Genomic DNA, 26,716 nt, shown 5'->3' with positions numbered 1-26,716 from the left:
AAAAACGCCAGGCGGGCTGGCGTTTTTTATGGACGCTAAAGCGATTAGCTCGCTTTACGTACGGCGTCGCGCAGCGCTTTCACTTTATCGTGATTGGCTTGCACGCCTACGAGTTGACGCTTGATCAGGGTCACTACGTTAGTAGGCAGTGCTTTCTCCTCCGCCTTCTGGCGTGCCTCTTTGTAGGCTTTCAAGGCGTGGTCTTCGCCGCGCTCGACTTCATTGAGCACTGCTTCGTCGCTTTTGCCAGTGACAGCCGCTTTCAGCTCCACCCACAGGCGGTGAATGGTCCCAGTGGCGCTCGACGAATTGTCTGGATCACCACCCAGTGCGCGAACCTCTGCCTGGAGTTCACGTACCGCCGAAGCGCATTCGGACGAGCGAGACAGGAAATATGCTTTGATTTCCGGATTCTTCAGGTCTTCGGCGGCAGTATGAAAGCCTTTTTCGCCGTCTTTACTGGTCTCGATCAAATCATTGAGAATCGAAATGGCTTCTTTGTTGATGTCTGTCATTTTTGCAGTTCCTCTATGGCAGTTAATCGAAGAGTTGATGTATCTACGTTCGATGAAAGTCTTGTTGCATTGCCCGTGCCATTTAGAGAGAAAACAACAATCCTTTTATCATCATAGACTTACAAACGAGTTTAATTATTGGATTATCGCGTTCTGCATGATGTTCTCATTGGCATACATGCAGAATGCACGTATCGTCGAGGTTCACTTAATGCGACAGACGGAGCGGTCATGGATGCTGAGAAGCTGAAGCAACTTGTCAGTCTGGAAATGCCCTTTGGCAAATATAAAGGTCGCCTCTTGGCAGATTTGCCAGGCGATTACCTGAATTGGTTCGCACGTCAGGGGTTCCCTGCAGGCGATTTGGGTCGCCTGCTCGCGTTGATGCATGAAATCGACCACAACGGCCTGTCTGCCCTTCTGGACCCACTGCGCAGCCGCCCTCGCGAAGCGCTGAGAGAACGTCCTCTGAAAACGCCGATCCGCTTTTCCTGAACCTGAACCCGAGCCTGACCACAGACCCAGCACAAAAAAGGCGGCGACCGCATACGAATACGGTGCCGCCAAAGAGCTTCATGGAAACACAACTACAAGGAGTGCTGAAGATACGGGAGGGCTCGGTACCGGGTGCGGTACATATCTATCGCGCTTGAATCTTTCGAGAACGATGCAAAAAAAAAACGGCGCTCCTGACCAAGGGAACACCGTTAAATAGCCATGCAACAACGACTTCTTGCGTGACGCCCATCGAGGGGTCATTGAAACAGCTTCTGCTTGAACGGAAGCTGTCGAAGGTCAATCCAGCGAACGGGGTACGGATTCAGCCGAACAAGGCGACAGCTTCAGCGGTCGCGTCGGTGATGCGCCCCCAGTCACCGTTCTTCACCCAGGCGTTATCGATCATCCAGGTGCCCCCCACACACATCACATTCGGCAGCGCCATGTAGCTTTTCAGATTGGCGGCACTGACGCCGCCGGTGGGGCAAAAACGCACTTCCGGGAACGGGCCACCCAGCGCCTTGATTGCACCGACGCCCCCGCTGATTTCCGCAGGAAACAGCTTGAAGCGGCGATAGCCCAGCGCGTAACCGATCATGATCTCCGAGGCGCTGGCGATACCAGGCAGGAGCGGCAATTCGCTTTGCGCACCCGCCTCCAGCAGATCCTGTGTGCTGCCGGGCGTGACGATGAACTGCGAACCCGCATCCTCGGAAGCTTTCAACATGTGTCGATCCAGCACTGTCCCCGCCCCCACGCACAGCTCTGGACGGGCATCGCGCAGGATGCGAATCGCCTTGAGACCGAATTCGGAGCGCAGGGTGATTTCCAGCGCGGTCAAACCGCCCGCCGCCAGCGCGTCGGCCAGCGGCAGCACGTCCTGCTCACGCGCGATGGTGATGACCGGCAAAATCTTCGCTTTCGCGCAGAGTTCGTCGATTTGGGCAACTTTGCTCGCCATGCTGTTCAACGGTTGTGTCATAGGGTTTTTCTCCATGGCGGCTGATCCTTCGCTTATGGGCACCAGTAAATCTCTAGAGACGAGTTAAGGAATGCGCGTACAGGCATTTCGGCAACGTCGCCGCCGGCCAGCGCGGCACGCAGTGTTTCCAGTTTTGCCTGTCCGGAAATGGACAGAATCGGAGTCGTCGCCGACGCCAACAGGGACCGCGTCATGGTCAGACGCTGATGAGGAATGCTCGGCGCCAGCATGGGCAGACAACGACGTTCGCTCCCCAAGTCCAAGGCCTGAGCCAGATTCGGGCTGTTTGGGAACAATGATGCCGTGTGACCGTCGTCCCCCATGCCGAGCACCAGCACGTCGATTTTCGGCAATTCTTTCAGGGCTTCATCCGCAGCGGCAGCGGCTTCATCCAGCGTCGTGGTCGGACGATAGAGGCCAAAAAATCCGGCCTCGGCGGCTGGCCCCTGGAGCAAGAAACGCTTGAGCAGGCCAGCGTTGCTGTCGGCATGTTCGGTGGGCACCCAGCGTTCGTCGGCCAGACTGATGACGACCTTCGACCACTGGATCGGCTTTTGCGCCAGCGCCTGGAAAAAAGCGACCGGGCTTTTGCCACCCGATACCACCAGTGTCGCGACGCCATGCGGGTTGTCGGAAATGGCCGCGCTCAGGCGTTCGGCCACGTGGTCGGCCAACGCACTGGCCAGTTGTTCGGGGCTGTCGAATTCGTTGGCCTTCAGACCAGCCGGCAAATCAAGTTCACATATCGCCATACCAGGATCTCCCGTCACGAGTAATGAGCGCAATGGAACTCATCGGCCCCCAAGAGCCTGCCGCGTAAGGCTTGGGCGCATCGCCCGCCTTTTTCCAGCCAGCAATCAGCTGGTCGCACCATTGCCACGCATACTCAATCTCATCTTTGCGGACAAACAGGTTTTGATTGCCGCGCATGACCTCCAACAACAACCGCTCGTAGGCGTCCGGAATCCGGGCGCTGCGGTAGGCGTCAGAGAAGCTCAGTTGCAGCGGATTGCTGCGAAGTTGCATGCCTTTGTCCAGCCCCTGATCCTTGGTCATCACTTGCAGCGAGATACCTTCGTCGGGCTGCAGGCGGATGATCAGTCGGTTGCTGATCTGCATCCGTTGCTCAGGCGCAAAAATATAGTGCGGGGGTTCCTTGAAGTGGATCACGATCTGCGACAGCTTTTGCGGCATTCGCTTGCCGGTGCGCAGGTAGAAAGGCACCCCGGCCCAGCGCCAGTTGCGAATATCGGCACGAATGGCAACGAAGGTCTCGGTATCGCTCGCCGTGTTGGAGTTCTCCTCCTCAAGATAACCTGGCACCGGCTTCCCTTCGCTGTAACCGGCGATGTACTGGCCGCGTACCACTTGCGTCGCAAGCCGCTCCGGAGTGAACGGCGCCAATGCTTTGAGCACCTTGACCTTCTCGTCACGAATGCTGTCGGCGGACAGGTCGCTGGGGGGATCCATCGCGATCAGACACAGCAGTTGCAGCAAGTGGTTCTGAATCATGTCGCGCAACTGACCGGCCTGGTCGAAGTACCCCCAGCGGCCCTCGATGCCGACCTTTTCCGCCACGGTAATCTCAACGTGGGAAATGTAATTCTGGTTCCACTGGGTTTCGAAGAGGCTGTTGGCGAATCGCAGTGCGATGAGGTTTTGAACCGTGTCCTTGCCCAGATAGTGATCGATGCGGTAAACGCGGTTTTCCGGGAGGAATCTGGCCACGGCGTCGTTGACCCGCTGAGAAGACGCCAGGTCGTGACCAATCGGCTTTTCCAGCACGGCTCGTGTACGGTCAGTCAAGCCAACCAGCGCCAGGTTTTCGCAGATGGCCCCGTAGACCGAAGCAGGCGTGGCGAAGTAGGCGATCATGGTTTGCGCGTCGCCGACCTTCTCGGCCAGCGCGGCGTAGTCTTCGCCTTTCAAAAAATCCACGTGCAGGTAACTCAGGCGCGCCTGGAAACGCTCCACATGTTCACGCTCAAGCTGCGCCTCGGGTACGAAACGACGCAGGCTTTTATCGATATACGCCAGATGCTCCTCAGGCGTACCCGCTTCTCGGGCCAACGCGAGAATTCGCGTCTCGGCGTGCAGCAGTCCAGCACGGTCCAGCTGGTACAACGCAGGGAACAGCTTGCGCACCGCCAGGTCGCCCAAGGCGCCAAACAAGGCAAACGTGCACGGTTCAACCGTAATCGAGAGCATAATGTTGGTTCTTTTATCAAGTTAAGCTACAAATACCTTTTTTAAAGGCGTTACTCAAGGCCATATGTAGTAATAACCACAACATTTGCCCAAAAAGCACTTAAGAGTGGTGATCGCTACAGGCCCCCAGTACGATAGGCCACCTTTGCTACAGGCTAAAGGCCCAGTGAGTACCTTTTGCACAATGGCTCACCGATCAGCCTGTTACAGCTTTACGAGAAGGACGTTGAATGGAACGCGTACGCAATCTTCTGGAGCAGATCCAGAGCCGCCTTGATGAACTGAACAAGGCCGAGCGCAAAGTCGCCGAGGTGATTCTGAGCAATCCCCAACAGGCCACGCGCTTCAGCATCGCCGCGCTCGCGCAGGCCGCCAAGGTCAGCGAACCGACCGTCAATCGTTTCTGTCGGTCATTCGACGTCAGCGGCTATCCCGAACTGAAACTGCAACTGGCCCAAAGCCTGGCCAGCGGCGCAGCCTACGTCAGCCGCGCAGTCGAAGCCGATGACAACCCCGACGCGTATACCCGCAAGATCTTCGCCAGTGCCATCGCGTCGCTGGATAGCGTGTGCCAGGTGCTCGATCCGACGCTGATCAGCAAGGCTGTCGACCTGCTGATCCAGGCACGGCAGATCCACTTCTTCGGCCTCGGTGCTTCTGCGCCTGTAGCGCTCGATGCCCAGCACAAATTCTTCCGCTTCAATCTTGCGGTGACCGCGCACGCCGACGTGCTGATGCAACGCATGCTGGCCTCGGTGGCGCATACCGGCGAACTGTTCGTGATCATTTCCTACACCGGCCGCACCCGCGAGCTGGTGGAGGTCGCGCGCATCGCAAGGGAAAACGGCGCATCGGTCCTCGGCCTGACCGCTGCCAATTCCCCGCTGGCCCAGGCCAGCTCGTTGAGCCTCAATATCCCACTGCCTGAAGACACCGACATCTATATGCCGATGACGTCGCGCATCATCCAGTTGACTGTCCTCGATGTGCTGGCGACCGGCATGACGCTGCGCCGCGGCGTGGACTTCCAGCCCCATCTGCGCAAGATCAAGGAAAGCCTCAACGCCAGCCGCTATCCGGTCGATGATGGGTTGGATTGAACCTGGCGACCTGGCGATCGTGACGCGGCGTCGCCGCATCGAACACTCAACCTACCCGACCAGACTTGCCTGCAGGCTCAACCGGGCACGCTGCCCGGGCGCAAGGTGCAGGCAGTCGCCGACGCCTGAAGCGGCCTCCACCCGCACGAACTCCGCCGCCTCGTGCCCTGTCACCCCCAACAGTGGCCGGCTGCCCGGGTGCCAGACAGCGGTGTTGACGCTGTCATGGGTATCGATGCTCAACCGCCGCTGCCAGTTATCGTCCTGAAGCTCAAGCGCTCCAGCATGATCGAAGCGACGTTGACAGCCACCCGACAGCCGCAACCCGCCGCTCTGGGCGCAAACGGCACGATTGATTCCGTCGTAGCCTTGCACACCGTCCAGCCCCTCCAACGCAACATCGGCGACATCGCTGACTCGCCAGTAAGCATGCAAGGCGTGGCCGAACTGGCATGGTTCGCTGTCCTGATGCTGCGTTTCGAGTCGCAGCCCCATGACAGCCCCCAGTTGGGCGTAGAGGTCCGCCTGCCAGTCCCATAAGCACAAGCGCCAATGCAAGGAGACGCCTTCATCGTGCTCCCGACTGTCGATCAGCTTCCAGTTCAGCAACCGCCCCCAGCCATTCGCTGGCCAGCCGCCTTCCTCGGGATGCCGCCCCACCCACGGCCAACAGACCGGCACACCGCCTCGTATGGCCCCTACATGGGGCCATCGCGAAGCGCACCAAAGCCAGGGTTTCTGTCCGGCAGGCTGAAAGTGCAGGAGCTGAGCGCCCTGCCGACTGAACACCGCCTGACACTGGGGGTGCGTAATGATGAGCACGTCACGCTGTTGGTGACGCTCCCATTGAAACGTCGGCTGAGGGCGTGCGGACGTAAAAAAGCGCTGAAAAGGGTGTTGGGGCACTGTTGGATCGGTGCTGGACATTGCTCGACCCCATAAAAAACGCTCCTGAAAGCGGAGCCGTTACACGAAAAAAAGCGGGCAGCCTGGCTGCCCGCAAAGCACACACGACCCTGGATCGTTTGTGAAGCACATCAAGTGCGCCACGCGGGGGAGCGACCCGCGCAGCGGTTCGAGCGGTCAGAACTTGGATTGAATCTTGAGGCCCGCAACCAGTGCGTTATCCGCTTCGGTCACGCCGCCTGGGCTCTTCACGTATTGCAGGTTCGGACGCACGGTCAGCCAGTCGGTGACGTGGAAGCCGTAGTAAATTTCCGAGTTGTATTCGCTGGTCTGCACAGGCTGGAACAGAGGGTTGTCGTAATCGTTCACGCCGTTGAAGGCATTGAGCTCACGCTGAGCGTCACGAACATCGTCGTTCACGTGAATGCGCGCGATACCAATACCAATGTCATCTTTCGGACGTGCATCGAACGGACCTTTGTACACAAAGCCGATCTGCTGATAGTTGTCGACGAAGTTGGTGGCTTTGTCATGCACGGTAGCGTTGGCGAAGATGCTCAACCCGCGAGAGGTGTCGCCGTTGTGGGTGGTCAACTGTTGTTGCGCCACGATCCACCAGCCGTGCTTGTCCTTGTGAGACTTGAAGTCGCCGCCAAAGATACGCTGGTTCTGGCCATTGACGTTTTCAGTGACGTCATCGGCGCTCGGCGAACTGAGGTAGTAACCGACGCGGTACTCGCCTGGCAGGGAGTTCACGCTTGGCGACCACACCAGTTCCACTGGGACCACGGTGCCTTTCGCGCCGCTGCCACTGAGCTTGAAGCCGTTGCCGGTTTCCAGGTAGGAAGGGTTCTGCTCGTAAACGCCGATCTGGGCGAAGACTTCCGGCGTGATGTTGTATTTCACGCGCAGGGCCCACTGGCTGACCGGCCAGTTGTACCAGGTGTTCACGTAGTTGCCCACTTGCGAGCCGCAGAACGACAGGTTCTGGAAGTCGCATGGGAAGCTGTTGAAATCTTCGCCTTCGCCGAAGCGGCCGAGTTTGATGTCCAGCGCACCGTCAAAATACTTCTGCTTGACCCACATCTGCGTCAGACGCCAAGTCTGCCCGCGGCCCCAGACTTCTTGCGAGGAACTGAGGGTGCCAGCGCGAGGATCGCCTATACGATCGTTGGAGATGTTGTTACCGCTACGCTCGGTGATCGCCAGTTTGAATTCCGCGTCATGCCAACCGAGGATTTTCTGCAGATCCATTTGCACGCCAAACGCGAACTGGTCGCTGTAGCGGCCCGTCGTGTCGTGGTTATAGCCGCCGGCCAGGTTCGAGCCCGCCTCGCCTACGTACTCGATCGGGAAATCGTAGCCCTTGTCGTAAAGCTCCTGGCGCAGTCCGCCCCAGTCGCCGGTCAAGTGTTCACTCGCTTTGAACGGTTCCATCGCGGAAGCCGTTCCCGACAGCGACAACGCGCTCAGGACCGACAAGCCACCGATTAACTGGAACTGGTTAAGCGATTTGCCTTTTACCTTCTTCATCCCTTAGATCCTCGTTTTATTGTTATTAGCCTTGAACAGCGTTAACCACTTGCTTCGTGTGCCTGACAGGGCCCTCGTTACGGCAGCAGCGCCCTGTCAGATGTGCTCGTTGATACGGTATGGGTACCCTTGAATGGTTGCGAGTCAGTTGCGGTTGAGCCGGGTGACGTTACTCACCCCCTCGGCAGGCTGCGACTTCTTCAGCGCGCCCAGGCGCTCGCCGGTAGCGGCGTCGAACAGCAACACCTTGGCCGGGTCGAACTGCAAGGTCAACGTCTCACCCACAGCAGGCGCGACATCCGGCGCGAGGCGGCAGCAGACCTTGCTGTCGTTGAGGGTCACGAATACCAGCGTATCGGGCCCTGTCGGTTCGGTGACCTGCACTTCGGCGCGAATGGTAGGCAGCCCCGCCGCCTCACCGGACGCTAGCGTGATCTGCTCAGGACGAAGGCCCAGAATCACCTCACGGTCTTCAAGCCCGGCATCGCTCATGTTCATCGGCAATTCGCAGCGTGCCTGCCCGCTGTCCAGCAAGGCCACAAGGCGACCCTCCTTGCGTTGCAGGCGCAGCGGAATGAAATTCATGGGCGGCGAACCGATGAAGCTGGCGACGAATTGATTGGCCGGGTCGTTGTAGATCTCTTTCGGCGTACCGAACTGCTGGATGATCCCATCCTTCATCACAGCCACTTTGTCGCCCAGGGTCATGGCCTCGATCTGGTCATGGGTCACGTAGACCGTGGTGGTTTTCAGGCGCTGGTGCATCAGCTTCATTTCAGTACGCATCTCGACACGCAGCTTGGCGTCGAGGTTGGAAAGCGGCTCGTCGAACAGGTAGATCTTCGGACGGCGCGCCAAGGCGCGGCCCATCGCCACTCGCTGCTGCTGACCGCCAGAAAGCTGGCCTGGCTTGCGGTTGAGCAAGTGTTCGATCTGCAACAGCTTGGCGACGCGTGCCACCTCGGCGTCGATGTCCGCCTGGCTCATCTTGCGGATCTTCAGTCCGAACTCGATGTTTTCGCGCACGCTCATCGTGGGGTACAGCGCGTAGGACTGAAACACCATGGCGATGTCGCGGTCCTTCGGGCTCATGCCGCTGACGTCCTGATCACCGATCATGATTGCGCCACCGGTAATGTTTTCCAGGCCCGCGATGCAGTTCATCAGGGTCGACTTACCGCACCCTGATGGGCCTACCAGGATCAGAAACTCGCCATCCTTGATAGACAGCTCGATGTTTTTCAGCGTGTCCGGCAGACCGGTACCATACGTCTTGTTTACATTGCGAAGTTCAAGCGTTGCCATGATTACCCCTTGACTGCGCCGGCCGTCAGCCCACGCACGAAATACTTGCCTGCCAGCACGTAGACCAGCAGGGTTGGCAGGCCGGCGATCATCGCCGCCGCCATGTCCACGTTGTATTCCTTGACCCCGGTACTGGTGTTGACCAGGTTGTTCAACGCCACGGTGATCGGTTGCGATTCGCCGCTCGAGAACACCACGCCGAAGAGGAAGTCGTTCCAGATTTGGGTGAACTGCCAGATCAGGCAGACCATGATGATCGGCGTAGACATCGGCAGAATGATGCGACGGAAGATCGTGAAGAAGCCTGCACCGTCAAGGCGGGCAGCTTTGACCAACGCATCCGGAATGCTCACGTAATAGTTACGGAAAAACAGCGTAGTGAACGCCAGGCCGTAAACGACGTGAACCAGGACCAGGCCGGTCGTCGTGCTGGCCAGGCCCATCTTGCCAAGCGTGAACGAAGCGGGCAGCAGCACGGTCTGGAACGGCAGGAAGCAACCAAAGAGCAGCAGACCGAAGAACATCTGCGACCCTCGGAAGCGCCACATCGACAGCACGTAGCCATTCAACGCGCCGATTGCAGTGGAAATCAGCACCGCCGGAACGGTGATCATGATCGAGTTCCAGAAGTACCCTCTCACCGTCGCCCAGGCCTTGAGCCAGCCGATGGTGGTGATTTCGGCAGGCCAACTCAGCAGGTTGCCAGTGCCAATGTCTTCCGGCGACTTGAAGCTGGTCAGCAGCATCACCACCAGTGGGATCAGGTAAATGAGCACCGCGCCGATCAGCACCGCGTAAATCGCCAGGCGGCTCAAGCTCAATGTCGGTTTCTCGGCGAGACTAGTCATGGCGCTTGGTCCTCAGCTCGGAGTACAGGTAAGGCACGAGGATGGCGAGAATCGCACCGAGCATCAGAATCGCACTGGCCGACCCCATCCCCATCTGGCCACGGCTGAAGGTGAACGAGTACATGAACATGGCCGGCAGGTCCGACGCATAGCCGGGCCCACCCGCAGTCATCGCAGCGACCAGGTCGAAGCTCTTGATCGCAATGTGGGCGAGGATCATCACCGAGCTGAAAAACACGGGACGCAGGCTAGGCAACACGACTTTCCAGTAGATTTTCGGCATGCTGGCGCCGTCGATTTGAGCGGCACGGATGATCGATTGATCGACACCCCGCAGGCCGGCCAGGAACATCGCCATGATGAAGCCCGACGCTTGCCATACCGCGGCGATCACCAGGCAATACACGACGCGATCCGGATCGATCAGCCAATCCAGACGGAACCCTTCCCAGCCCCAATCACGCAACAGCTTGTCGAGCCCCATGCCGGGGTTGAGCAGCCATTTCCAGGCGGTACCAGTGACGATCATCGAGAGCGCCATCGGGTAGAGATAGACCGTGCGGATGAAACCTTCGCGGCGGATGCGCTGGTCCAGGAAAACGGCCAGCAACACGCCAACGACCAGGCTGATGCCAATGAAGAGGCCGCCGAACACCGCGAGGTTCTTGCTCGCGACCCACCAGCGGTCGTTGTCGAACAGCCGGGCATACTGCGCCAGCCCCACGAATTTGTAGGACGGCAGGAATGTAGAGTTGGTGAACGAGAGGATGAACGTCCACAGGATATAACCGTAGAAGCCCACCAGAACGATGAACATGCTGGGCGCCAGCACCAGTTTAGGTAGCCAGCGCTGCAGTGCATCGAACGGCGAGGCTTTGCTGAACACAGCAACAGAACTCATGGTGAAATCCAGTACAGAAAAATGAAGAACACAAACATGTCAAGGTGTAGGCGTGCACTTGCCCGCGATGGCGGAGTATCAGTCAACAATTATGTGTCTGGCACACCGTATCGCGGGCAAGCGCACTCCTACAGCCCAGCGCTACCGCAGCTTACTTAGCCGCCTTGATCGCAGCGCCCAATTTCTTGGCCGCGTCGGCCGGGTCGGCTTTCGGATCATTGATGTAGTTGGTCACAACGTCGAAGAACGCCCCTTGAACCGCCAGGGTAGTTGCCATGTTGTGCGCCATGCTCGGTTGCAGCCCACCACTCTTCGCATCGGTGAGGAAGTCTTTGGCGGCGGTCTGGGCGCAGGCATCGAAGCCGTACTTGCCCATGTCGGCGAGCATGTCGTTGCGCACAGGAATCGAGCCCTTGTTGATGCTGAAGACTTTCTGGAAGTTTTCACCCAACACGACTTTGGCGATGTCCTGCTGCCCGGCAGCGGTTCCGGCATCTTTCTGTTTGAAAACGGCCAGCGAGTCGATGTTGTAGGTGAATGCCTTGTCGGTGCCAGGGAACGCCACGCACTCGTAATCCTTGCCTGCAACTTTCTTGGCGGCGGTCCATTCGGACTTGGCCCAGTCACCCATGATCTGCATGCCGGCCTTGCCGTTGATGACCTTGGCCGCTTCCAGGTTCCAGTCCTGGCCTTTGCCGTCCGGATCCATGTAGGTGGCGACTTTCTTCAGTTCGGTCAGCGACTTGACCATCTCGGGACCGGTCAGGGCGCCGTTGTCCAGGTCGACCAGGGCTTTCTTGTAGCCGTCAGCCCCCATCACCGACAGGACCACCGCTTCGAAGACGGTGCTGTCCTGCCAAGGCTGGCCACCATGGGCAAGCGGGATGAAGCCGGCTTTCTTGAGTTTGTCGCCCGCGGCGTAAAACTCTTCCAGCGTGGTCGGGGCTTTTTCGATACCGGCTTTCTTGAAGACTTCCGGGTTGATCCACAACCAGTTCACACGGTGAATATTCACCGGAACGGCCACATAGTCACCTTCGTACTTCACGGTGTCGGAGACTTTCTTGTCGAGGATGCTGTCCCACTTTTCTTCTTTGGCGGTGTCTTTCAAGACATCGGTATCAAGCAGGCCCGTGGACGCCCACTCCTGGATATCCGGACCTTTGATCTGTGCGACACCCGGTGGATTACCGGCTACCGCGCGGCTTTTCAGCACGGTCATGGCGGTCGAACCGCCGCCACCGGCCACGGCGCCGTCTTTCCAGGTGAAGCCATCTTTTTCGACTTGGGCTTTGAGCACGTCGACAGCCGCTTTTTCACCGCCCGACGTCCACCAGTGGACCACTTCGACAGTGCCTTTGGAATCAGCGGCGATGGCGCTCAGAGGGAACAACGAGGCGAGAGAAACGAGTGCTGCGAGACGGGAGATCGAATTCATCTAGTTGACCTTTCTTGTTGTTATGCATGAGCAAGTCTTGGTGCTTGCGCTGCATGGATTCTAAACAACGAGTTAGAGCGGACGGTAACGAAGGGATGCGCGAATGTCACAAACTGGTGACATTCGCACACCTAACTGCTGCGCCCGCAACGCGTGATGGGACAGCGCCGAAAATGATATTGCTCCCCCTCCCTGTAGCATCGTTGCAGGCACGCTCGCCCTGGTGAACCGCGTTATCGCGAAATGATCAGGCGCATGGACTCAAAAGTTCGCGGCTCGTCGCTTTCGGAAGGCCCGACCGCGTCAACTCATTCAACCCCGCGAGGCAGGTAAAGCGTCACGCGCAGGCCACCCTCGCGCAGGTTCTGCAATGTCACTTCACCGCCATGGCTGTGGGCAATGTTGCGTGCAATGCCCAGCCCCAGGCCGTAGCCCTGCTGCTGTTTACCCGCTAGACGGAAATGCGGCTCGAATACCTGCTCCAGACGCTGTTCAGGAACGCCCGGCCCTTCGTCTTCGACACGCAACACAAAAGCCTCGGCATCGTCCTCGACGAACAGATGCGCCTTGTCGCCGTATTTGATGGCATTGTCGATCAGGTTGCCCATGCAACGGCGCAACGCCAGAGGCTTGCCATAGAACATTGACATGGCCTTGCCTTGAAGGGTGACGCGGCCATCACCATTGACGCCCAAGTAGGGCTCGATCAGGCAATCCAGAGCATGGTTGAGGTCTACCGGCTCGATGTTTTCATGGATGTCCGTATCCTTCACGCATTGCAGCGCGCCTTTCACCAGCAACTCCAGCTCGTCCAGATCGCGGGTGAATTTGGCTTGCATCGCCTCGTCTTCCAACAGCTCGACGCGCAGGCGCAGGCGGGTGATCGGGGTGCGCAAATCATGGGAAATGGCGCTGAACAGTTGGCCGCGCTCGGTCAGGTAACGGCTGATGCGGTCGCGCATGGTGTTGAAGGCGCGCGTCACTTCAATCACCTCGCTGCCGCCGCCTTCCACGACAGGCTCGACGTCCGCGCCCAGCGACAGATCGCGTGCGGCGCGAGCCAGACGTTTGAGCGGACCGCTCTGCCAGTGCACCAACAGGCCGATGAACAGCAGCAGGAAAATGCTGGTCAGCGCGATGAACCAGACCTGTTGGGAGGGCAGCCCCTCCTCCTCCAGCATGGTGTAGGGCTCGGGCAGCAAGGACGCGATATACAGCCATTCGCCCGGTGAGAGCTCGATCTGAGTGACCAGCACTGGAGGATTCAAAGGTTCCAGAGTCAATGCGTAGTGCGCCCAGGAACGCGGCAATTCGTCGAGTTTCAGGCCACTGTTGAAAATGCGCAGGTCTTCGGGTCGCACGAAACGCACGAGGATGTCGGGGGCAGCCCCCAGGTTCTGCCGCAGCACCTGGCCTACCACATCGATCACCGCTGTTTTGCGGACGGTGGGCTCCAACACTTGCATGTCCAGTGGCCGTTCGTTGAGCGACACGAAAAACCGCGTGCCTCCCATGCTGCGCAGTTGGTCGAGCACCATCGGCCGAAACGCCACGGGCAGTGAGCGGAAATAACTCACGCTCGCTGCCATGGAAAAGCCGAGGCTACGGGCACTGGTGATCAGGCCTTCCATTTGCGTCGCACGCAATTGCGACAGCCAGATCAGGCTGGAAAGCGTCTGGGCCAGGAGCACGGCGAGCAACGTCAACAGCAGCATGCGCCCCAGCAGCGAGCGCGGCACCGGCACTCGGCGCTTCTTCTCGTTGCTCATCGACGGTCAGTAACCGTTGCTGGCTTGAGGCAGGACGTTGGCTGCCAGCAGGTAACCGCTGCCGCGAACGGTACGGATCAGCCGGGGTGCCTTGCCCGTGTCCCGCAGACGTTGGCGCAGCCGGCTCACGGCCATGTCAACAATGCGTTCCAGAGGCATCAGCTCCCGCCCTCGGGTCGCGTTGCCAATGGTGTCACGATCGAGAATCTGCTGGGGGTTGTCGAGGAACAGCTTGAGCAGCGCAAAATCGGCGCCAGAGAGAATCACTTCTTCGCCATCGTTGTGAAACAGTCGATGGCTGACCATGTCCAGACGCCACTCGTCGAACACGAGCACTTCGCCACCGCCGCGCTCCTGCCCGAACTGGGCACGCCGCAACAGGGCCTTGATTCGGGCCTGCAACTCACGGGGGGAGAAAGGTTTGGCCATGTAGTCGTCAGCGCCCAACTCCAGGCCGATGACTCGGTCGGCTTCGTCGGAGCTGGCCGTCAGCATGATGATCGGGACATGGGGTTGCCGCGGATGCTGGCGAACCCAGCGGCAGAGGCTGAACCCGTCTTCGTCGGGCAACATTACATCGAGTATCAGCAGGTCACTGGGTTCGTCATTGAACGCCTGACGAAACTCGGCGCCGTCACCGACGGTACGCACCTGAAAACCGGAGCGGCTCAGGTAGGCCTGCAGCAATTCCCGAATCTCCTGATCGTCGTCGACGACCAGTATCGATTTACTGACAGCGTTCAATTGGATCGTCCTTGTGGGTACTCAAATTATTGTTATAAGCATCAGTTGCGAGCCACAGGCTGCAGCTTGTGGCTTAGAGCTGGCGGCTCGCCGCAGCCTGATCGAGGGCCACGCCTGCCCCCACCAGCCCGGGATATTCCGCCGTCACCAGCCAAACCGGCACGTCCTTGAAGTAATCCTTCATCAGGCCTTTTTCCGCGAACGCCTTATTGAAGCCGCTCTGCAGGAAGAAGTCGACAAAACGCGGGATCACGCCACCGGCGATGTACACACCCCCTCGGCCGCCGACAGTCAACACGTTGTTACCCGCCACGCGCCCGAGAAATACGCAGAACTGATCCAGCACGGCGCTGGCCACTGGATCGCCTTTGAGCGCCGCGGAGGTGATTGCGGCAGGAGATTTCAAGACCGGTTCGATATCATCCAAAGCGCAACTGACGCGATAGAGCAGCAACAGACCGGCGCCGCTGAGGACGGTTTCCGCACTGACGTGCTCATGGTCGGCCATCAGGCGTGTCCATAGCAGGGCTTCTCGGTGGCTGCCGATAGGTAAATCGACGTGGCCTCCCTCACCAGGAACAGCAGTCCAATGGGTTTCACCGGAACGGATCAACGTGCCCACGCCCAGCCCGGTCCCCGGACCGATCACCACACGCGCCCCTTTCGGGTCGCCCTTGCCATGACGGACGGTGAGGTACTCGTCATCGGTCAGCCGAGTCATGCCCAATGCCATCGCCGTGAAGTCGTTGACCATGATCAGGTGGTCGATTTTCAACGCCTTGCAGAACGCCTGACGGTTGATTTTCCAGTGACTGTTGGTGAAATGGAAATCATCGCCCGTCACGGGGCCTGCCACGGCCAGGCAGATGGATTGCACATCCCCCAATTGCAGCTCCAGATCCTCCAGATAGACCGCCAACGCCTTCTCGGGGCTGGCGTAATCGACGGTCGGAAAGACCCGGATCGAATGCAACTGATCGTCTTCCCAAATGGCGAAACGCGCATTTGTGCCGCCGATATCACCCACCATCGCCAATGTCACTTGAGCGTCTCCAGATTTGCAGTGAAGGCACTGGCCCCCTTCTCTGCCGAGCTGAAGGCCATGCGCATGAATCCGAACAGTTCGCGGCCGGTGCCCACATTGTGGGACAAGCGACCGATCGCCGGTTCTCTGGCCGCCAATTCTGCCGGTTCGACCAGAACTTGCAACGTCCCTTTGACGCCATCCACTCGGATGAGATCTCCGTCACGCACCAAAGCCAAAGGGCCACCATCCGACGCTTCCGGGCAAACGTGAATCGCCGCCGGGATTTTCCCTGACGCGCCGGACATGCGACCGTCGGTGATCAACGCCACTTTGAATCCGCGGTCCTGCAGTACGCCCAGAAAAGGCGTCATCTTGTGCAACTCGGGCATGCCATTGGAGCGCGGCCCCTGGAAGCGCATCACCGCGACGAAGTCTCGTTCCAGCTCACCCGCTTTGAATGCGTCTGCCAGGTCTTGCTGATCCTCGAAGACGCGGGCGGGCGCTTCGACAATTTGATGCTCGAGCGCCACTGCCGAGACTTTCATTACGCCACGACCCAGGTTGCCTTCCATCACGCGCAGACCACCCTCTGGCGAGAACGGTCGGGCGACCGGACGCAGGATGTTTTCATCCAGGCTTTCTCGGGGGCCATCACGCCACACCAGCTTGCCGTCCTCGAGGAACGGCTCCTGGGTGTAGCGGCGCAGACCACGCCCCATCACCGTGTTGACGTCCTCGTGGAGCAAACCGGCATCCAGCAGTTCACGGATCAGGAACGACATGCCGCCCGCTGCCTGGAAATGGTTGATGTCTGCTTTGCCATTTGGATAGACATGAGTGAGGGTCGGTACGACTTCCGAAAGATCGGCCATGTCCTGCCAGGTCAATTGAATGCCGGCGCACTGCGCGATGGCCGGCATGTGCAGTGTGTGGTTGGTCGAACCGCCCGTCGCGTTTAATGCAACGATCGAGTTGACCAGCGCACGCTCGTCCACAATCTCTCCCAACGGGATGAATTCGCCGCTCTGCTTGGTCAGGCGGGTCACCTGGAACGCGGCCTCGCGTGTCAGGGCATCGCGCAACGGGGTGTAAGGATTGACGAAGGAGGCGCCCGGCAAGTGAAGCCCCATGACTTCCATGAGCAACTGATTGGTGTTGGCCGTGCCGTAGAAGGTGCAAGTCCCCGGACCGTGATAGGACTTCATTTCCGAGTCCAGCAGTTCTTCGCGGGTCGCCTTGCCTTCGGCGTAGCGTTGCCGCACGTCGGCCTTTTCCTTATTGGAAATGCCCGACACCATTGGCCCGCCCGGCACGAAGATCGTTGGCAGGTGGCCGAAACGCAGGGACCCCATCAACAGCCCGGGCACGATCTTGTCGCAGATACCAAGCATCAACGCGGCATCGAACATGTTGTGGGAAAGCGCCACGGCGGTGGCCATCGCGATGACTTCGCGGCTGGCGATACTCAGTTCCATTCCTGGCTCGCCTTGGGTGACGCCATCGCACATGGCGGGCACACCGCCTGCGAATTGACCGACAGAGCCAATCTCACGCAAGGCCTTCTTGATCTGCTCGGGGAAATGCTCGTACGGCTGGTGCGCCGAGAGCATGTCGTTGTATGCCGAAACGATGGCCACGTTGGCCGCATTCATCATCCGCAGGCTGTGCTTGTCTTCGCTGCCACAGGCCGCCACCCCATGAGCGAAGTTGGCGCATTGCAGCTTGCCCCGCATCGGCCCATCACTTGCAGCGCCCCGGATCAGTTGCAGATAGCGCTGACGGGTGTCACGGCTGCGAGCGATCAGCCGTTCAGTTACCTCAAGGACGCGGGGATGCATTGTCATGAACTCCAGGCTAGCGGATGGGTCACCCGTTTCAGGCGCTTACAAAATCTGACAACCATGATGGCCCTGAAGAAACGCTTCAGCAACGCATTGATTTTCAGACGATTGTGCTGGCCCGACGGGTTTCTATTTGTAGATAAAACAAAATACTGCCACTAAAAAGGCTTGTTTTCTATTTTTATGAGAATAATCTTGTAATTCCAACAACAAATTCACCGAGGATGGGCATATGACGCTCCGCATCGCAATCAATGGTTTTGGCCGGATCGGCCGCAATGTCCTTCGTGCACTCTATACCCAGGGCTACCGTCAGGACTTGCAGGTCGTCGCCATCAACGATCTGGGCGACAGCGAGATCAACGCCCACCTGCTCAAGTACGACACCGTGCATGGCCCCTTCGACGCCACTGTCGAACACGACAAGGAAAGCATCACGGTCAACGGTGACCGTATTGCGGTCAGCGCGATTCGCAACCCCGCCGAATTGCCATGGAAATCCGAGAACATCGACGTGGTGTTCGAATGCACCGGGCTGTTCACCGACCGTGCCAAGGCCGCCGCGCACATTACGGCCGGCGCGAAGAAAGTCATCATCTCGGCGCCCGCCAAAGGCGCGGATGCCACTGTGGTCTTCGGCGTCAACCATGACGTGCTGCGCCAATCCCACCAAGTGATCTCCAACGCTTCGTGCACCACCAACTGCCTGGCCCCGGTCGCGCAGGTCCTGAACCGCGAATTGGGGATCGAAAGCGGCTTGATGACCACGATTCACGCCTACACCAATGACCAGAACCTGATTGACGTCTATCACACCGACCCCTATCGCGCGCGCTCGGCCACGCAATCGATGATCCCAAGCAAGACCGGCGCCGCCGAGGCCGTGGGCCTTGTGCTGCCGGAGTTGGCAGGCAAGCTGACTGGCATGGCCGTTCGTGTACCGGTCATCAACGTGTCGCTGGTGGACCTGACCATCCATCTCAAGCGCGATACCACGGTGGAGGAGGTCAACGCGATCATGAAAGACGCCGCGAAGCACTCGAAAATTCTCGGTTATAACTCGCTGCCATTGGTCTCCCACGACTTCAACCACAACCCGCTGTCATCGATCTTCGACGCCAACCACACCAAAGTCAGCGGTCGTCTGCTGAAAGTCCTGGCCTGGTATGACAACGAGTGGGGCTTCTCCAACCGCATGCTGGATAATTGCCTGGCGTTGATGAAGGCGGAATAAGTCTTCCCCGGGGCATTTCAATTTGCAGGTGCGCTGGCCCGCGATGACATCGTGGGCCAGCGCATTCCCACGGCCTTGAAACCCCGTATCTGTCGTTTACGCATTCTTTGCAAACTCAGCCCTTGACCCAATCGGTTAATGACAATCATTATCATTAGCTGATTTTCTGGTTGAGTACATCTGTGAGTCATTCACACTTCAACGACGTTTTCCTGGCAAGGCGGACGATTCTGCTGCGCACGCTCCAACGCATGGTCCGCAACTCCAGCACTGCCGAGGATTTGCTGCAGGAAACCTACCTTCGAGTGGCCCGGGCGCTGCGCGAACGCGCCATCGAGCACCTCGAGCCCTTCGTGTTCCAGACCGCCCGCAATCTGGCGCTGGATCACCTGCGCGCCAGACGCCTGCACGCACGCACGGTCGTCGAGGATTTACCCCTGGCCGACCTTCACAGCATCGTCGCGCCCAACGCCGCGCTGGAAGACACCGAGCACGCCAGCCGATTGCTGCAGAGCCTTACTGCGAGCCTGGAAAAGCTCACGCCGCGCCAGCAGAAAATCTTCACCCTGAGCCGATTGAACGGCTGCAGCTATCCTGAAATTGCCGAAGAGCTGGGGGTTTCCGCCAGCACCGTACAAAAGGAACTCAAGCTGATCATGGCAATTTGCGTCGGGGTTGCAGCCCGGCTTGAACGTCGATGAGAGCTGCCTGATCCTTACTCCACAAGACACCTTGCGGAAGCTCGCCACCGTAGCGCTAAACTCCCGCCCCATACCGTGTAGCCGAGGACGCCCCTTGACGGACTCTCACTCATCCGGCCCTGGTCAGGCATCCCCGACGCCGAACGACAGCGCCATGGATCAAGCCCTGAACTGGCTGATCGAACTGGAAAGTGCTGACGCACGACAGCACGTGCGTTTTCAGGAATGGCTCGCCGCCGACCCTGACCATGGCGAAGCGTTCGCCAAGGCCGAGGCCATCTGGAACTCCCGACCGGTTTTCGATGCCGCGCTGAGCGTTGCCGCGCCAAAAAAATCGTCGACCCTGCGTCGCCTGCGCCCGCACTGGATGCCATTGGCCACTGCCGCCATTGTGCTACTGGGCTTGTTCAACTTCAGCGAGCTGCCCCTACGGTTGAAAGCCGACCACCTGACAGTGGCGGGAGAGCGCCAGCGCCTGGAGCTAGAAGACGGTTCGAGGGTGCTACTCAATACCCGATCGGCATTCTCCAGCGAGTTGGATGATCGGCAACGGATCGCCCGGCTTTACGAGGGCGAAGCTTTCTTCGAAGTGCCTGGCGCCAAGGGTTTGCCACTGGAAGTCGAGGCTGGCCCGGTGCGCATGAGCGCCAGCAGCACCTCGTTTGCCGTGCGTTATCTGGACGGCGTCGCGCAGATTCAGGTCGAACGTGGCGCCGTAAATGTCCATTCAGCCAAAGGCAACTCCCAGATGAATCTGAATGCAGGCGACAGTCTGCGCGTCGGCCCCGATGGTTTCGGAGACCGAGAGAAGCTAGATCGGAACAGGGACTTGGCCTGGGTCCAGGGACGCCTGATCTTCGATAACTGCCCGCTGAGCGAAGTCCTGACAGAGCTACGCCGTTACTACCCCGGCTGGATCGTCAACGCCAACACCCAGCTGGATCGGGTCGCGGTGACAGGCAACTATCGGCTGGACAATCCCATCGACGTGGTCCGCTCATTGGCGCAAATCACCTCCGCGCGCCTGCACGAACTGCCTGCGCTGCTGATTCTGAATTGAGGGCAATTATTTTTACGCGATAGCCGCGAGTCGTTCGTCTCGTTATAGCCAATGCAAGTGATTCCTATTACCAACACACTTGCGAACACTGTACCGACACGCATGACACGGAGTGCTATCGATGCCGCCCACGTTTACCCCTCCCCTATCCGACTCCTCCAGCGCCACCGGTCATTTCGCCCTGACGCTGCTGACCATCGCGGTGCTGTGCGCCGGCCTGCACAGCGCGCCCCTTTCAGCCGCCGAGCAGCCGGCGCGCGTGGCGGGCAACTACGCGTTCTCGATTGAGCAACAACCGCTGGTGTCAGCGCTGAACGCGTTCAGCACAGTGACAGGGTGGCAGATGGGGATGTCGGCAGACTTGGCGCAGAACGTCACGTCGCCAGGAGTCACCGGCTCGATGTCCGCAGAAAAGGCCCTCGATCGTCTGCTGGCAGGCAGCAACCTGAGCTATCGCCATTTGGGCGACAACACTGTCGTGCTGGAGAAACGCAACACCGCGGGTACCTTGGCACTGGACCCGGTGACCGTCAGTGCCACCCGTCAGGCGCAGTCGGTAGCTTCGGTTCCCAGCACCGTCACCGTGCACGACCGCGCCGAACTGGATCGCCAAAACGTCAACAACATTCGCGATCTGGTGCGCTATGAGCCGGGCGTGACAGTGGGCGGCGCCGGTCAGCGCGCTGGCACCAGTGGCTACAACATTCGCGGCATCGATGGGGACCGCATCCTGACTCAAGTCGACGGGGTCGAAGTGCCGGATAACTACTTTTCAGGCCCCTATGCCAACACGCACCGCAACTACGTCGATCCGGAAATCGTCAAGCGCGTGGAAGTCCTGCGCGGCGCGGCCTCGGCGCTGTACGGCAGCAGTGCCATCGGCGGTGCAGTGAGCTATTACACGCTCGACCCGGACGACATCATCAAAGAAGGCAAAGATGTCGGCGCCCGCTTAAAGACCGGGTACAGCTCGGCGGACAATAGCTGGCTGAACTCGGCCACGGTGGCCGGTCGCGAAGGTGATTTCGACGCGTTGCTGCATGTCAGCCAACGCAACGGGCGCGAGACCGAATCCTTCGGTGAGCACGGTGGCACTGGCCTGAATCGTACGGCGGCCAACCCGGAAGACGCTCGCGCCACCAATGTGCTGGCCAAACTGGGCTGGAACTATGACGAAGGTGATCGTCTGGCATTCACTTATGAGAAGTACAAGGACGACACCCACACCAATCAGAAGAGTGCAGTGGGTGGGCCCTTCACCGGCGGGCGCGGTTTCGGCTTCTATCGAGGCCGCGAAGGCAACGACGTCATCACCCGTGAGCGTTTCGGTCTGGAAAACACCTTCGCGCTGGACAGCCTGCTGGTAGACAACGTCAAGTGGAGCTTGAACTACCAGATTGCCAAGACCGATCAGAACACCATCGAGCGTTACGTGCCGGGCAGCCGGGACGTTTGGCGAACTCGCGACACCACCTATAAAGAACGCCAGTGGATCTTTGACGCTCAATTGGACAAGGCCTTCAACCTCGGTGATACCGAGCACCTGTTGACCTATGGCACCACCCTCAAGCAACAGAAAGTCACAGGTGAACGCAGCGGGACCGCAACCTGTGCCGCCGTTCTGGGCAGTTGTCGCACCCTTGGCACGGCCAGCCCCACTGCCTCCGACAGCCTGGCGACCAACAGCGACTTCCCTGACCCAACCATCAACACCTATGCCCTGTTCGCTCAGGATCAGATCACCTGGGGCGACTGGACCTTCATGCCAGGTGCACGCTACGACTACACACGGCTCGATCCGCACGTCACGGATGCGTTCCTGCGCGCGGTCAACCTGACCAGCGCCGATCAGTTCAACGACAAAGAGAAGAAATGGCATCGTCTGTCGCCAAAACTGGGTGTGACCTACGCCATCAACGACGCCTATACCTGGTACGGCCAATATGCCGAAGGTTTCCGAACGCCAAGTGCCAAAGCGCTGTACGGCCGGTTCCAGAACCTCAATTCTGGCTATGTCGTCGAGCCGAACCCGGACCTCGAACCGGAAAAGAGCATAGGCTACGAAACGGGCCTGCGCGGGCGCTTCGACGAAGGGTCGTTCGACTTGGCGGTGTTCTACAACAAATACCGCGATTTCATCAATGAAGACGCCATTCAGCCAGCGACCTCCTCGGCCGCGGTGTTCCAGTCCAATAACATCAAGCACGCCACCATCAAGGGGTTGGAACTCAAGGGTCGTTTGAATCTGGACACCTTCGGCGCGCCGCAGGGCCTGTACACCCAAGGCTCGCTCGCCTACGCCTACGGACGCAATGACGACACGGGTCAACCGCTCAACAGCGTCAACCCGCTGACCGGCGTATGGGGGCTGGGTTATGACCAGAAACGCTACGGTGGCCTGCTGAGCTGGATCCTGGTCAAGCGCAAAACCCGTGTCGACGACTCCAGTTTTCACGCGCCCGACGGCTCGAGTTCGCCATTCAAGACGCCGGGGTTCGGCCTGGTGGATCTGACCGGCTATTACAAGGTTGCCGACGACGTGACGGTCAGCGGCGGTCTCTACAACCTGGCCGACAAGAAATACTGGCTGTGGGATGACGTGCGCGGCTACGACGGCGTTGGCGAAGCAGGCGTGACTGCGCCAGCCAACCTTGACCGCCTGACCCAACCCGGTCGCAATTTCGCTATCAATCTGGTGTGGGACATCTAAACGTGACGCTCTTGTAGGAGCGCGCTTGCCCGCGATTCAGGCGCCTCGGTCTGTCAGGCAAACCGTGTCAGCGTTTATCGCGGGCAAGCGCGCTCCTACGGATCGCGTCGATCATCATCTTTTTTACTGTGGTTCGAGACTCAATCGTCTTGTTTACAAGGCCTCACTTTCCAAGGAAGACACCATGTCCGATGTCCCGATTCGCCGCTCGCAGCGGCTCAACCAAATAACCCATGCCCCTCACGAGAAGCTGGACCAGGCCGTGAAAGCCCACGCGCCTTTCGAAACGCTGGCGAGCTACAAGCGTTTTCTGAGTGCTCAGTACCTGTTCCAGCAAGAACTGAAAGCGCTGTACAACGACCCACAACTGGCCGTTCTGATCGCCGATCTTCCGGAGCGCTGCCGGGCCGAGCAGGCCAAAGCCGATCTCCATGACCTCGACGCCCCCCTTCCGTCGCCCTTGGCGGGTGCCGTTGACGCGCCATCACAAGCCGAAGCGCTGGGCTGGCTCTTCGTGTCAGAGGGCTCGAAACTCGGCGCAGCGTTCCTGATCAAGCGTGCCGTCGTGCTGAATCTGAGCGAAACCTTCGGCGCCCGCCATCTGGGTGAACCCGTGGGTGGCCGTGCCGATGGGTGGAAGCGCTTCATCCGCATCCTCGATGAATTACCTTTCAGTGACGAACAGGAGCGCCAGCTCGACCAAGGCGCAATCGCGGCATTCGAGCGTTTCAACGTGTTGCTGGACTACGCCTACGCGTCGGCACCCGAGTCCGAACCCGCGTGAGGGTGCCCACGGGCTGCCTGGCTTTGTTAAGCTGGGCACCTTCAACGGGCGCGCCCCGTGCAAAGCTCTTCACCCGGTTGTCCCGAGACCCATGACCCACACACCGCCCGGCAGCAAACTGTCCCGCATCCTGTTCGGCATCCTGGCGTACGTCAGCCTTGCCATTGGCATCATCGCCATCTTCATTCCAGGGCTGCCCACCACCGAGTTCATCCTGCTGGCCGCCTGGGCGGCAACCAAAAGCTCCCCCCGCCTGAGCGCGTGGCTGGAAAACCACCGGCTGTTCGGCCCGATGCTCAGCAATTGGCGCAACGGCAAACTCATCGCTCGCGGCGCGAAGATCAGCGCGACGGTCACCATGCTGATCTGCGCAGTGGTCATGCTGCTGATGCTGAAGCACCACTGGTGGATGTATTTCGCTATTACCGGCATGGTGCTGGTCAATCTTTGGATATGGTCCCGCCCCGAGCCTGCCGTACGCACGACCGACTGTTCCGAGTCTTCCGGCCAGCGCTGAACCCAATGCCAGCAACAGGGTCTGCTCCTTACGATCATCGCTTCTTGAGGGAGTCGTCACATGTTCGAGCCAGGCCATCTGCACATAGCCCACGCGGCCCTGCAGCCGGAAGACGTCGGTTACGACCTGCACATTCGCTATGAATTGAGCCAGACCGACGCCGGTCCCGGCATGCATTTCATCTTAGAAGGCGAGATCGATGGCAAAAGCGTCAACGAAACATTCGACCTGCCCAAAGACCTGGCCTACAACTTCGCCCACGATGTTTCGCGTCTGGCCGAGCAACACGGCTTGCCGAAGCACACGGACCTGCACGACATGCATGGGCAGTACGACGCCATGTTCAAAGACATTCGCGACCAACTCGACATGAAATCGGGAGACCCAGTCAAGCCAGAGCATTTAGGCTAGCGGCGCTTTCCTATTGCTCGCCACCCGGTACGGCATGAAATGCCGCAGGCTTTGCTGGCATAATCTGCGCTCACTTCCGCCCGGCCGCTTTCACACCCCATGCGCATCCACGTCACGTTCATCGACCGCGTCGGCATCACTCAAGAAGTGCTGGCGATCCTCGGCGCGCGGAATCTGAACCTCGATGCCGTGGAGATGGTGCCACCCAACGTCTACATCGATGCACCGACGCTGAGCCATGAATTGCTCGAAGCGCTCAAGGACAGGCTGTTTCGTGTGCGGGGCGTGGAAGCGATCAAAGTCGTGGACATCCTCCCCGGGCAGCGACGGCACCTGCAACTCGACGCGCTGCTTGCCGCCATGACCGACCCGGTGCTGGCACTCGACAGCGCCGGCCACGTACTGCTGGCCAACCCCGCACTGGTCGCTCTATACGGTCGCGACCCTTCCGGAGAATCGGTAGGCGATCTGTTCACCGATTCCGCACTGCAGACGGCATTGCTGGAAAACGGCTTCCGGCTGCCCATGCGTGAGGTCACCCTGAACGGCGAGGCTTTGCTGCTGGACGCCACGCCGATCACCGACGCCGGGGCTCTGCTCACGCTGTACTTGCCCAGCCGCATCGGCGAACGCCTCTCGGCGCTGCATCACGACCATGCCGAGGGCTTCGATTCGCTGCTGGGCGATTCCGCTCCGATCCGCACACTCAAGGCCCGTGCGCAGCGCGTTGCCGCCCTGGACGCCCCGCTGCTGATCCGCGGCGAAACCGGGACCGGTAAAGAGCTGGTGGCCCGCGCCTGTCACGCCGTCAGCGCGCGCAACGGCGCGCCTTTTCTGGCGCTGAATTGCGCAGCGCTGCCGGAAAGCCTGGCCGAGAGCGAACTGTTCGGTTATGCCCCCGGGGCGTTCACCGGCGCTCAACGAGGCGGCAAACCCGGCCTGATGGAGATGGCGAATCAGGGAACGGTCTTTCTCGATGAGATCGGAGAGATGTCGCCGTATCTGCAGGCCAAGTTGCTGCGGTTCCTGAATGATGGGAGCTTCCGTCGGGTGGGCGGCGATAAAGAAGTGAAGGTCAACGTCCGGATTGTCAGCGCGACCCACCGCGACCTCGAAAAAATGGTCGCCGAAGGCACCTTTCGTGAAGACCTGTTCTACCGCCTGAATGTGCTCAACCTGGAAGTCCCGCCGTTGCGTGAACGGGGTCAGGACATCCTGCTGCTCGCGCGCTTCTTCATGGAACAGGCCTGCACGCAGATTCAGCGTCCGGTGTGCCGACTCGCGCCTGCGACATACCCGGCTTTGCTGGGCAATCGCTGGCCAGGGAATGTCCGACAGTTGCAGAACGTGATCTTCCGCGCTGCCGCCATCTGCGAAAGCGCGCTGGTCGACATTGGCGATCTGGACATTGCCGGGACGTCCGTGGCCCGGCAAGGCGACGGCGAGATTCACAGTCTCGAAGCAGCGGTAGAGGGTTTTGAAAAGTCGCTGCTGGAAAAACTCTATGGCGAATATCCCTCGACCCGGCAATTGGCGGCTCGCTTGCAAACCTCCCACACCGCCATCGCCCATCGGCTGCGCAAGTATGGAATCCCTGGCAGACCGTAGACTGCCCTGTAGGAGCGCGCCTGCCCGCTACAGAGGGGGTATTGCTGATACAGGCATTGCCTGACACACGCCAGGG

At 59.5% G+C, this 26,716-nt stretch carries 23 protein-coding genes and 1 pseudogene; 10 read left to right on the top strand and 14 right to left on the bottom strand.

Annotated elements, in window-relative coordinates:
- Positions 1 to 44 precede the first annotated feature (44 nt).
- A complete protein-coding gene (locus tag N5D61_RS08060; protein ID WP_279891902.1) occupies positions 45 to 515 on the bottom strand; it encodes a PA2169 family four-helix-bundle protein in 471 nt (156 codons plus the stop codon).
- 231 nt (positions 516 to 746) lie between these two features.
- On the opposite strand from N5D61_RS08060, the gene N5D61_RS08055 reads away from it, so the two are divergent.
- Positions 747 to 1,010 carry a DUF3820 family protein gene (locus N5D61_RS08055; RefSeq protein ID WP_108236866.1) on the top strand — a complete coding sequence of 88 codons (264 nt, stop codon included), beginning with the start codon at positions 747 to 749 and terminating at the stop codon, positions 1,008 to 1,010.
- 325 nt (positions 1,011 to 1,335) lie between these two features.
- Here the strand turns inward: N5D61_RS08055 and N5D61_RS08050 are convergent, their stop codons facing one another.
- From N5D61_RS08050 to zwf, 3 genes are read right to left on the bottom strand one after another with little or no spacing between them, the layout of a single operon-like run.
- Positions 1,336 to 2,010, bottom strand: coding sequence for a bifunctional 4-hydroxy-2-oxoglutarate aldolase/2-dehydro-3-deoxy-phosphogluconate aldolase (locus N5D61_RS08050; RefSeq protein ID WP_108236865.1), 675 nt, complete (start codon positions 2,008 to 2,010; stop codon positions 1,336 to 1,338).
- A gap of 17 nt (positions 2,011 to 2,027) precedes the next feature.
- Complete coding sequence (pgl, locus tag N5D61_RS08045) at positions 2,028 to 2,747, bottom strand: 6-phosphogluconolactonase (RefSeq protein WP_108236864.1); 720 nt, start codon at positions 2,745 to 2,747, stop codon at positions 2,028 to 2,030.
- Entirely contained in the window at positions 2,734 to 4,203 is a 1,470-nt protein-coding gene (zwf, locus tag N5D61_RS08040) for a glucose-6-phosphate dehydrogenase (RefSeq protein ID WP_108236863.1), read from the bottom strand. The genes pgl and zwf overlap by 14 nt, the downstream gene beginning before the upstream one ends.
- A gap of 230 nt (positions 4,204 to 4,433) precedes the next feature.
- Between zwf and N5D61_RS08035 the strand changes: the two genes are divergently transcribed.
- Entirely contained in the window at positions 4,434 to 5,303 is an 870-nt protein-coding gene (locus N5D61_RS08035; protein ID WP_279891898.1) for a MurR/RpiR family transcriptional regulator, read from the top strand.
- A 51-nt stretch (positions 5,304 to 5,354) separates the two neighbouring features.
- Here N5D61_RS08035 and N5D61_RS08030 read toward each other — a convergent pair whose 3' ends face one another.
- The 10 genes from N5D61_RS08030 to edd all read right to left on the bottom strand — a co-directional run bounded on the left by N5D61_RS08030 (position 5,355) and on the right by edd (position 17,612).
- Positions 5,355 to 6,230: a D-hexose-6-phosphate mutarotase gene (locus N5D61_RS08030; protein ID WP_279891897.1), complete on the bottom strand. Its 876-nt coding sequence runs from the start codon at positions 6,228 to 6,230 to the stop codon at positions 5,355 to 5,357.
- A gap of 156 nt (positions 6,231 to 6,386) precedes the next feature.
- Positions 6,387 to 7,742 carry a carbohydrate porin gene (locus N5D61_RS08025; RefSeq protein ID WP_108236860.1) on the bottom strand — a complete coding sequence of 452 codons (1,356 nt, stop codon included), beginning with the start codon at positions 7,740 to 7,742 and terminating at the stop codon, positions 6,387 to 6,389.
- A 144-nt stretch (positions 7,743 to 7,886) separates the two neighbouring features.
- The gene (gene ugpC, locus N5D61_RS08020; RefSeq protein WP_279891894.1) at positions 7,887 to 9,047 is read right to left on the bottom strand and encodes a sn-glycerol-3-phosphate ABC transporter ATP-binding protein UgpC; all 1,161 of its coding nucleotides are present in this window, start codon (positions 9,045 to 9,047) and stop codon (positions 7,887 to 7,889) included.
- Between the two features lie 2 nt (positions 9,048 to 9,049).
- The gene (locus N5D61_RS08015; RefSeq protein WP_279891892.1) at positions 9,050 to 9,895 is read right to left on the bottom strand and encodes a carbohydrate ABC transporter permease; all 846 of its coding nucleotides are present in this window, start codon (positions 9,893 to 9,895) and stop codon (positions 9,050 to 9,052) included.
- Complete coding sequence (locus N5D61_RS08010) at positions 9,888 to 10,796, bottom strand: sugar ABC transporter permease (RefSeq protein ID WP_279891890.1); 909 nt, start codon at positions 10,794 to 10,796, stop codon at positions 9,888 to 9,890. Before N5D61_RS08010 ends, N5D61_RS08015 begins: the two co-directional genes overlap by 8 nt.
- Positions 10,797 to 10,947: 151 nt before the next feature.
- Entirely contained in the window at positions 10,948 to 12,234 is a 1,287-nt protein-coding gene (locus N5D61_RS08005; RefSeq protein WP_279891888.1) for an ABC transporter substrate-binding protein, read from the bottom strand.
- 308 nt (positions 12,235 to 12,542) lie between these two features.
- Positions 12,543 to 14,003 carry an ATP-binding protein gene (locus N5D61_RS08000; RefSeq protein WP_108236855.1) on the bottom strand — a complete coding sequence of 487 codons (1,461 nt, stop codon included), beginning with the start codon at positions 14,001 to 14,003 and terminating at the stop codon, positions 12,543 to 12,545.
- Positions 14,004 to 14,009: 6 nt separating this feature from the next.
- Positions 14,010 to 14,747, bottom strand: a complete 738-nt coding sequence (locus N5D61_RS07995) for a response regulator transcription factor (protein ID WP_108236854.1) — start codon at positions 14,745 to 14,747, stop codon at positions 14,010 to 14,012.
- A 73-nt stretch (positions 14,748 to 14,820) separates the two neighbouring features.
- Positions 14,821 to 15,789, bottom strand: a complete 969-nt coding sequence (locus N5D61_RS07990) for a glucokinase (RefSeq protein WP_279891886.1) — start codon at positions 15,787 to 15,789, stop codon at positions 14,821 to 14,823.
- Positions 15,786 to 17,612: a phosphogluconate dehydratase gene (gene edd, locus N5D61_RS07985; RefSeq protein WP_279891885.1), complete on the bottom strand. Its 1,827-nt coding sequence runs from the start codon at positions 17,610 to 17,612 to the stop codon at positions 15,786 to 15,788. The genes N5D61_RS07990 and edd overlap by 4 nt, the downstream gene beginning before the upstream one ends.
- A gap of 235 nt (positions 17,613 to 17,847) precedes the next feature.
- Between edd and gap the strand changes: the two genes are divergently transcribed.
- The 8 genes and pseudogenes from gap (at position 17,848) to N5D61_RS07945 (ending at position 26,640) form a co-directional block, all read left to right on the top strand.
- Positions 17,848 to 18,849 carry a type I glyceraldehyde-3-phosphate dehydrogenase gene (gene gap / locus N5D61_RS07980; protein WP_108236851.1) on the top strand — a complete coding sequence of 334 codons (1,002 nt, stop codon included), beginning with the start codon at positions 17,848 to 17,850 and terminating at the stop codon, positions 18,847 to 18,849.
- 182 nt (positions 18,850 to 19,031) lie between these two features.
- Complete coding sequence (locus N5D61_RS07975) at positions 19,032 to 19,550, top strand: sigma-70 family RNA polymerase sigma factor (protein WP_279891883.1); 519 nt, start codon at positions 19,032 to 19,034, stop codon at positions 19,548 to 19,550.
- A 154-nt stretch (positions 19,551 to 19,704) separates the two neighbouring features.
- Positions 19,705 to 20,610: a FecR domain-containing protein gene (locus N5D61_RS07970; RefSeq protein ID WP_279891882.1), complete on the top strand. Its 906-nt coding sequence runs from the start codon at positions 19,705 to 19,707 to the stop codon at positions 20,608 to 20,610.
- A gap of 121 nt (positions 20,611 to 20,731) precedes the next feature.
- Positions 20,732 to 23,320 (top strand): TonB-dependent receptor, encoded by a 2,589-nt coding sequence (locus tag N5D61_RS07965; protein ID WP_279891880.1) that lies wholly within the window; start codon positions 20,732 to 20,734, stop codon positions 23,318 to 23,320.
- A gap of 184 nt (positions 23,321 to 23,504) precedes the next feature.
- A complete protein-coding gene (locus N5D61_RS07960; protein ID WP_279891878.1) occupies positions 23,505 to 24,104 on the top strand; it encodes a biliverdin-producing heme oxygenase in 600 nt (199 codons plus the stop codon).
- A gap of 57 nt (positions 24,105 to 24,161) precedes the next feature.
- Positions 24,162 to 24,621 (top strand): annotated as a pseudogene (locus N5D61_RS07955) (YbaN family protein).
- A gap of 60 nt (positions 24,622 to 24,681) precedes the next feature.
- Positions 24,682 to 25,032, top strand: a complete 351-nt coding sequence (locus tag N5D61_RS07950) for a DUF5064 family protein (RefSeq protein WP_108236845.1) — start codon at positions 24,682 to 24,684, stop codon at positions 25,030 to 25,032.
- A 99-nt stretch (positions 25,033 to 25,131) separates the two neighbouring features.
- Positions 25,132 to 26,640, top strand: coding sequence for a sigma-54-dependent transcriptional regulator (locus tag N5D61_RS07945; protein WP_279891876.1), 1,509 nt, complete (start codon positions 25,132 to 25,134; stop codon positions 26,638 to 26,640).
- Positions 26,641 to 26,716 lie beyond the last annotated feature (76 nt).

This window comes from Pseudomonas sp. GD03842 (genome assembly GCF_029841165.1).
Classification (GTDB): Bacteria; Pseudomonadota; Gammaproteobacteria; order Pseudomonadales; family Pseudomonadaceae; genus Aquipseudomonas.
Note: the sequence above shows the minus strand (reverse complement) of the source record. Positions and strands in the feature narration are given on the sequence as shown.

Coding starts and splice junctions, on each gene's coding strand:
- N5D61_RS08030 (WP_279891897.1), bottom strand. CDS start 6,230: ATGTCCAGCACCGATCCAACAGTGCCCCAACACCCTTTTCAGCGCTTT.
- N5D61_RS08010 (WP_279891890.1), bottom strand. CDS start 10,796: ATGAGTTCTGTTGCTGTGTTCAGCAAAGCCTCGCCGTTCGATGCACTG.
- pgl (WP_108236864.1), bottom strand. CDS start 2,747: ATGGCGATATGTGAACTTGATTTGCCGGCTGGTCTGAAGGCCAACGAA.
- edd (WP_279891885.1), bottom strand. CDS start 17,612: ATGCATCCCCGCGTCCTTGAGGTAACTGAACGGCTGATCGCTCGCAGC.
- N5D61_RS08015 (WP_279891892.1), bottom strand. CDS start 9,895: ATGACTAGTCTCGCCGAGAAACCGACATTGAGCTTGAGCCGCCTGGCG.
- N5D61_RS08050 (WP_108236865.1), bottom strand. CDS start 2,010: ATGGAGAAAAACCCTATGACACAACCGTTGAACAGCATGGCGAGCAAA.
- N5D61_RS07950 (WP_108236845.1), top strand. CDS start 24,682: ATGTTCGAGCCAGGCCATCTGCACATAGCCCACGCGGCCCTGCAGCCG.
- N5D61_RS07945 (WP_279891876.1), top strand. CDS start 25,132: ATGCGCATCCACGTCACGTTCATCGACCGCGTCGGCATCACTCAAGAA.
- N5D61_RS08000 (WP_108236855.1), bottom strand. CDS start 14,003: ATGAGCAACGAGAAGAAGCGCCGAGTGCCGGTGCCGCGCTCGCTGCTG.
- N5D61_RS08035 (WP_279891898.1), top strand. CDS start 4,434: ATGGAACGCGTACGCAATCTTCTGGAGCAGATCCAGAGCCGCCTTGAT.
- N5D61_RS07965 (WP_279891880.1), top strand. CDS start 20,732: ATGCCGCCCACGTTTACCCCTCCCCTATCCGACTCCTCCAGCGCCACC.
- N5D61_RS07970 (WP_279891882.1), top strand. CDS start 19,705: ATGGATCAAGCCCTGAACTGGCTGATCGAACTGGAAAGTGCTGACGCA.
- N5D61_RS08025 (WP_108236860.1), bottom strand. CDS start 7,742: ATGAAGAAGGTAAAAGGCAAATCGCTTAACCAGTTCCAGTTAATCGGT.
- ugpC (WP_279891894.1), bottom strand. CDS start 9,047: ATGGCAACGCTTGAACTTCGCAATGTAAACAAGACGTATGGTACCGGT.
- N5D61_RS08005 (WP_279891888.1), bottom strand. CDS start 12,234: ATGAATTCGATCTCCCGTCTCGCAGCACTCGTTTCTCTCGCCTCGTTG.
- N5D61_RS08060 (WP_279891902.1), bottom strand. CDS start 515: ATGACAGACATCAACAAAGAAGCCATTTCGATTCTCAATGATTTGATC.
- N5D61_RS07960 (WP_279891878.1), top strand. CDS start 23,505: ATGTCCGATGTCCCGATTCGCCGCTCGCAGCGGCTCAACCAAATAACC.
- zwf (WP_108236863.1), bottom strand. CDS start 4,203: ATGCTCTCGATTACGGTTGAACCGTGCACGTTTGCCTTGTTTGGCGCC.
- N5D61_RS08055 (WP_108236866.1), top strand. CDS start 747: ATGGATGCTGAGAAGCTGAAGCAACTTGTCAGTCTGGAAATGCCCTTT.
- gap (WP_108236851.1), top strand. CDS start 17,848: ATGACGCTCCGCATCGCAATCAATGGTTTTGGCCGGATCGGCCGCAAT.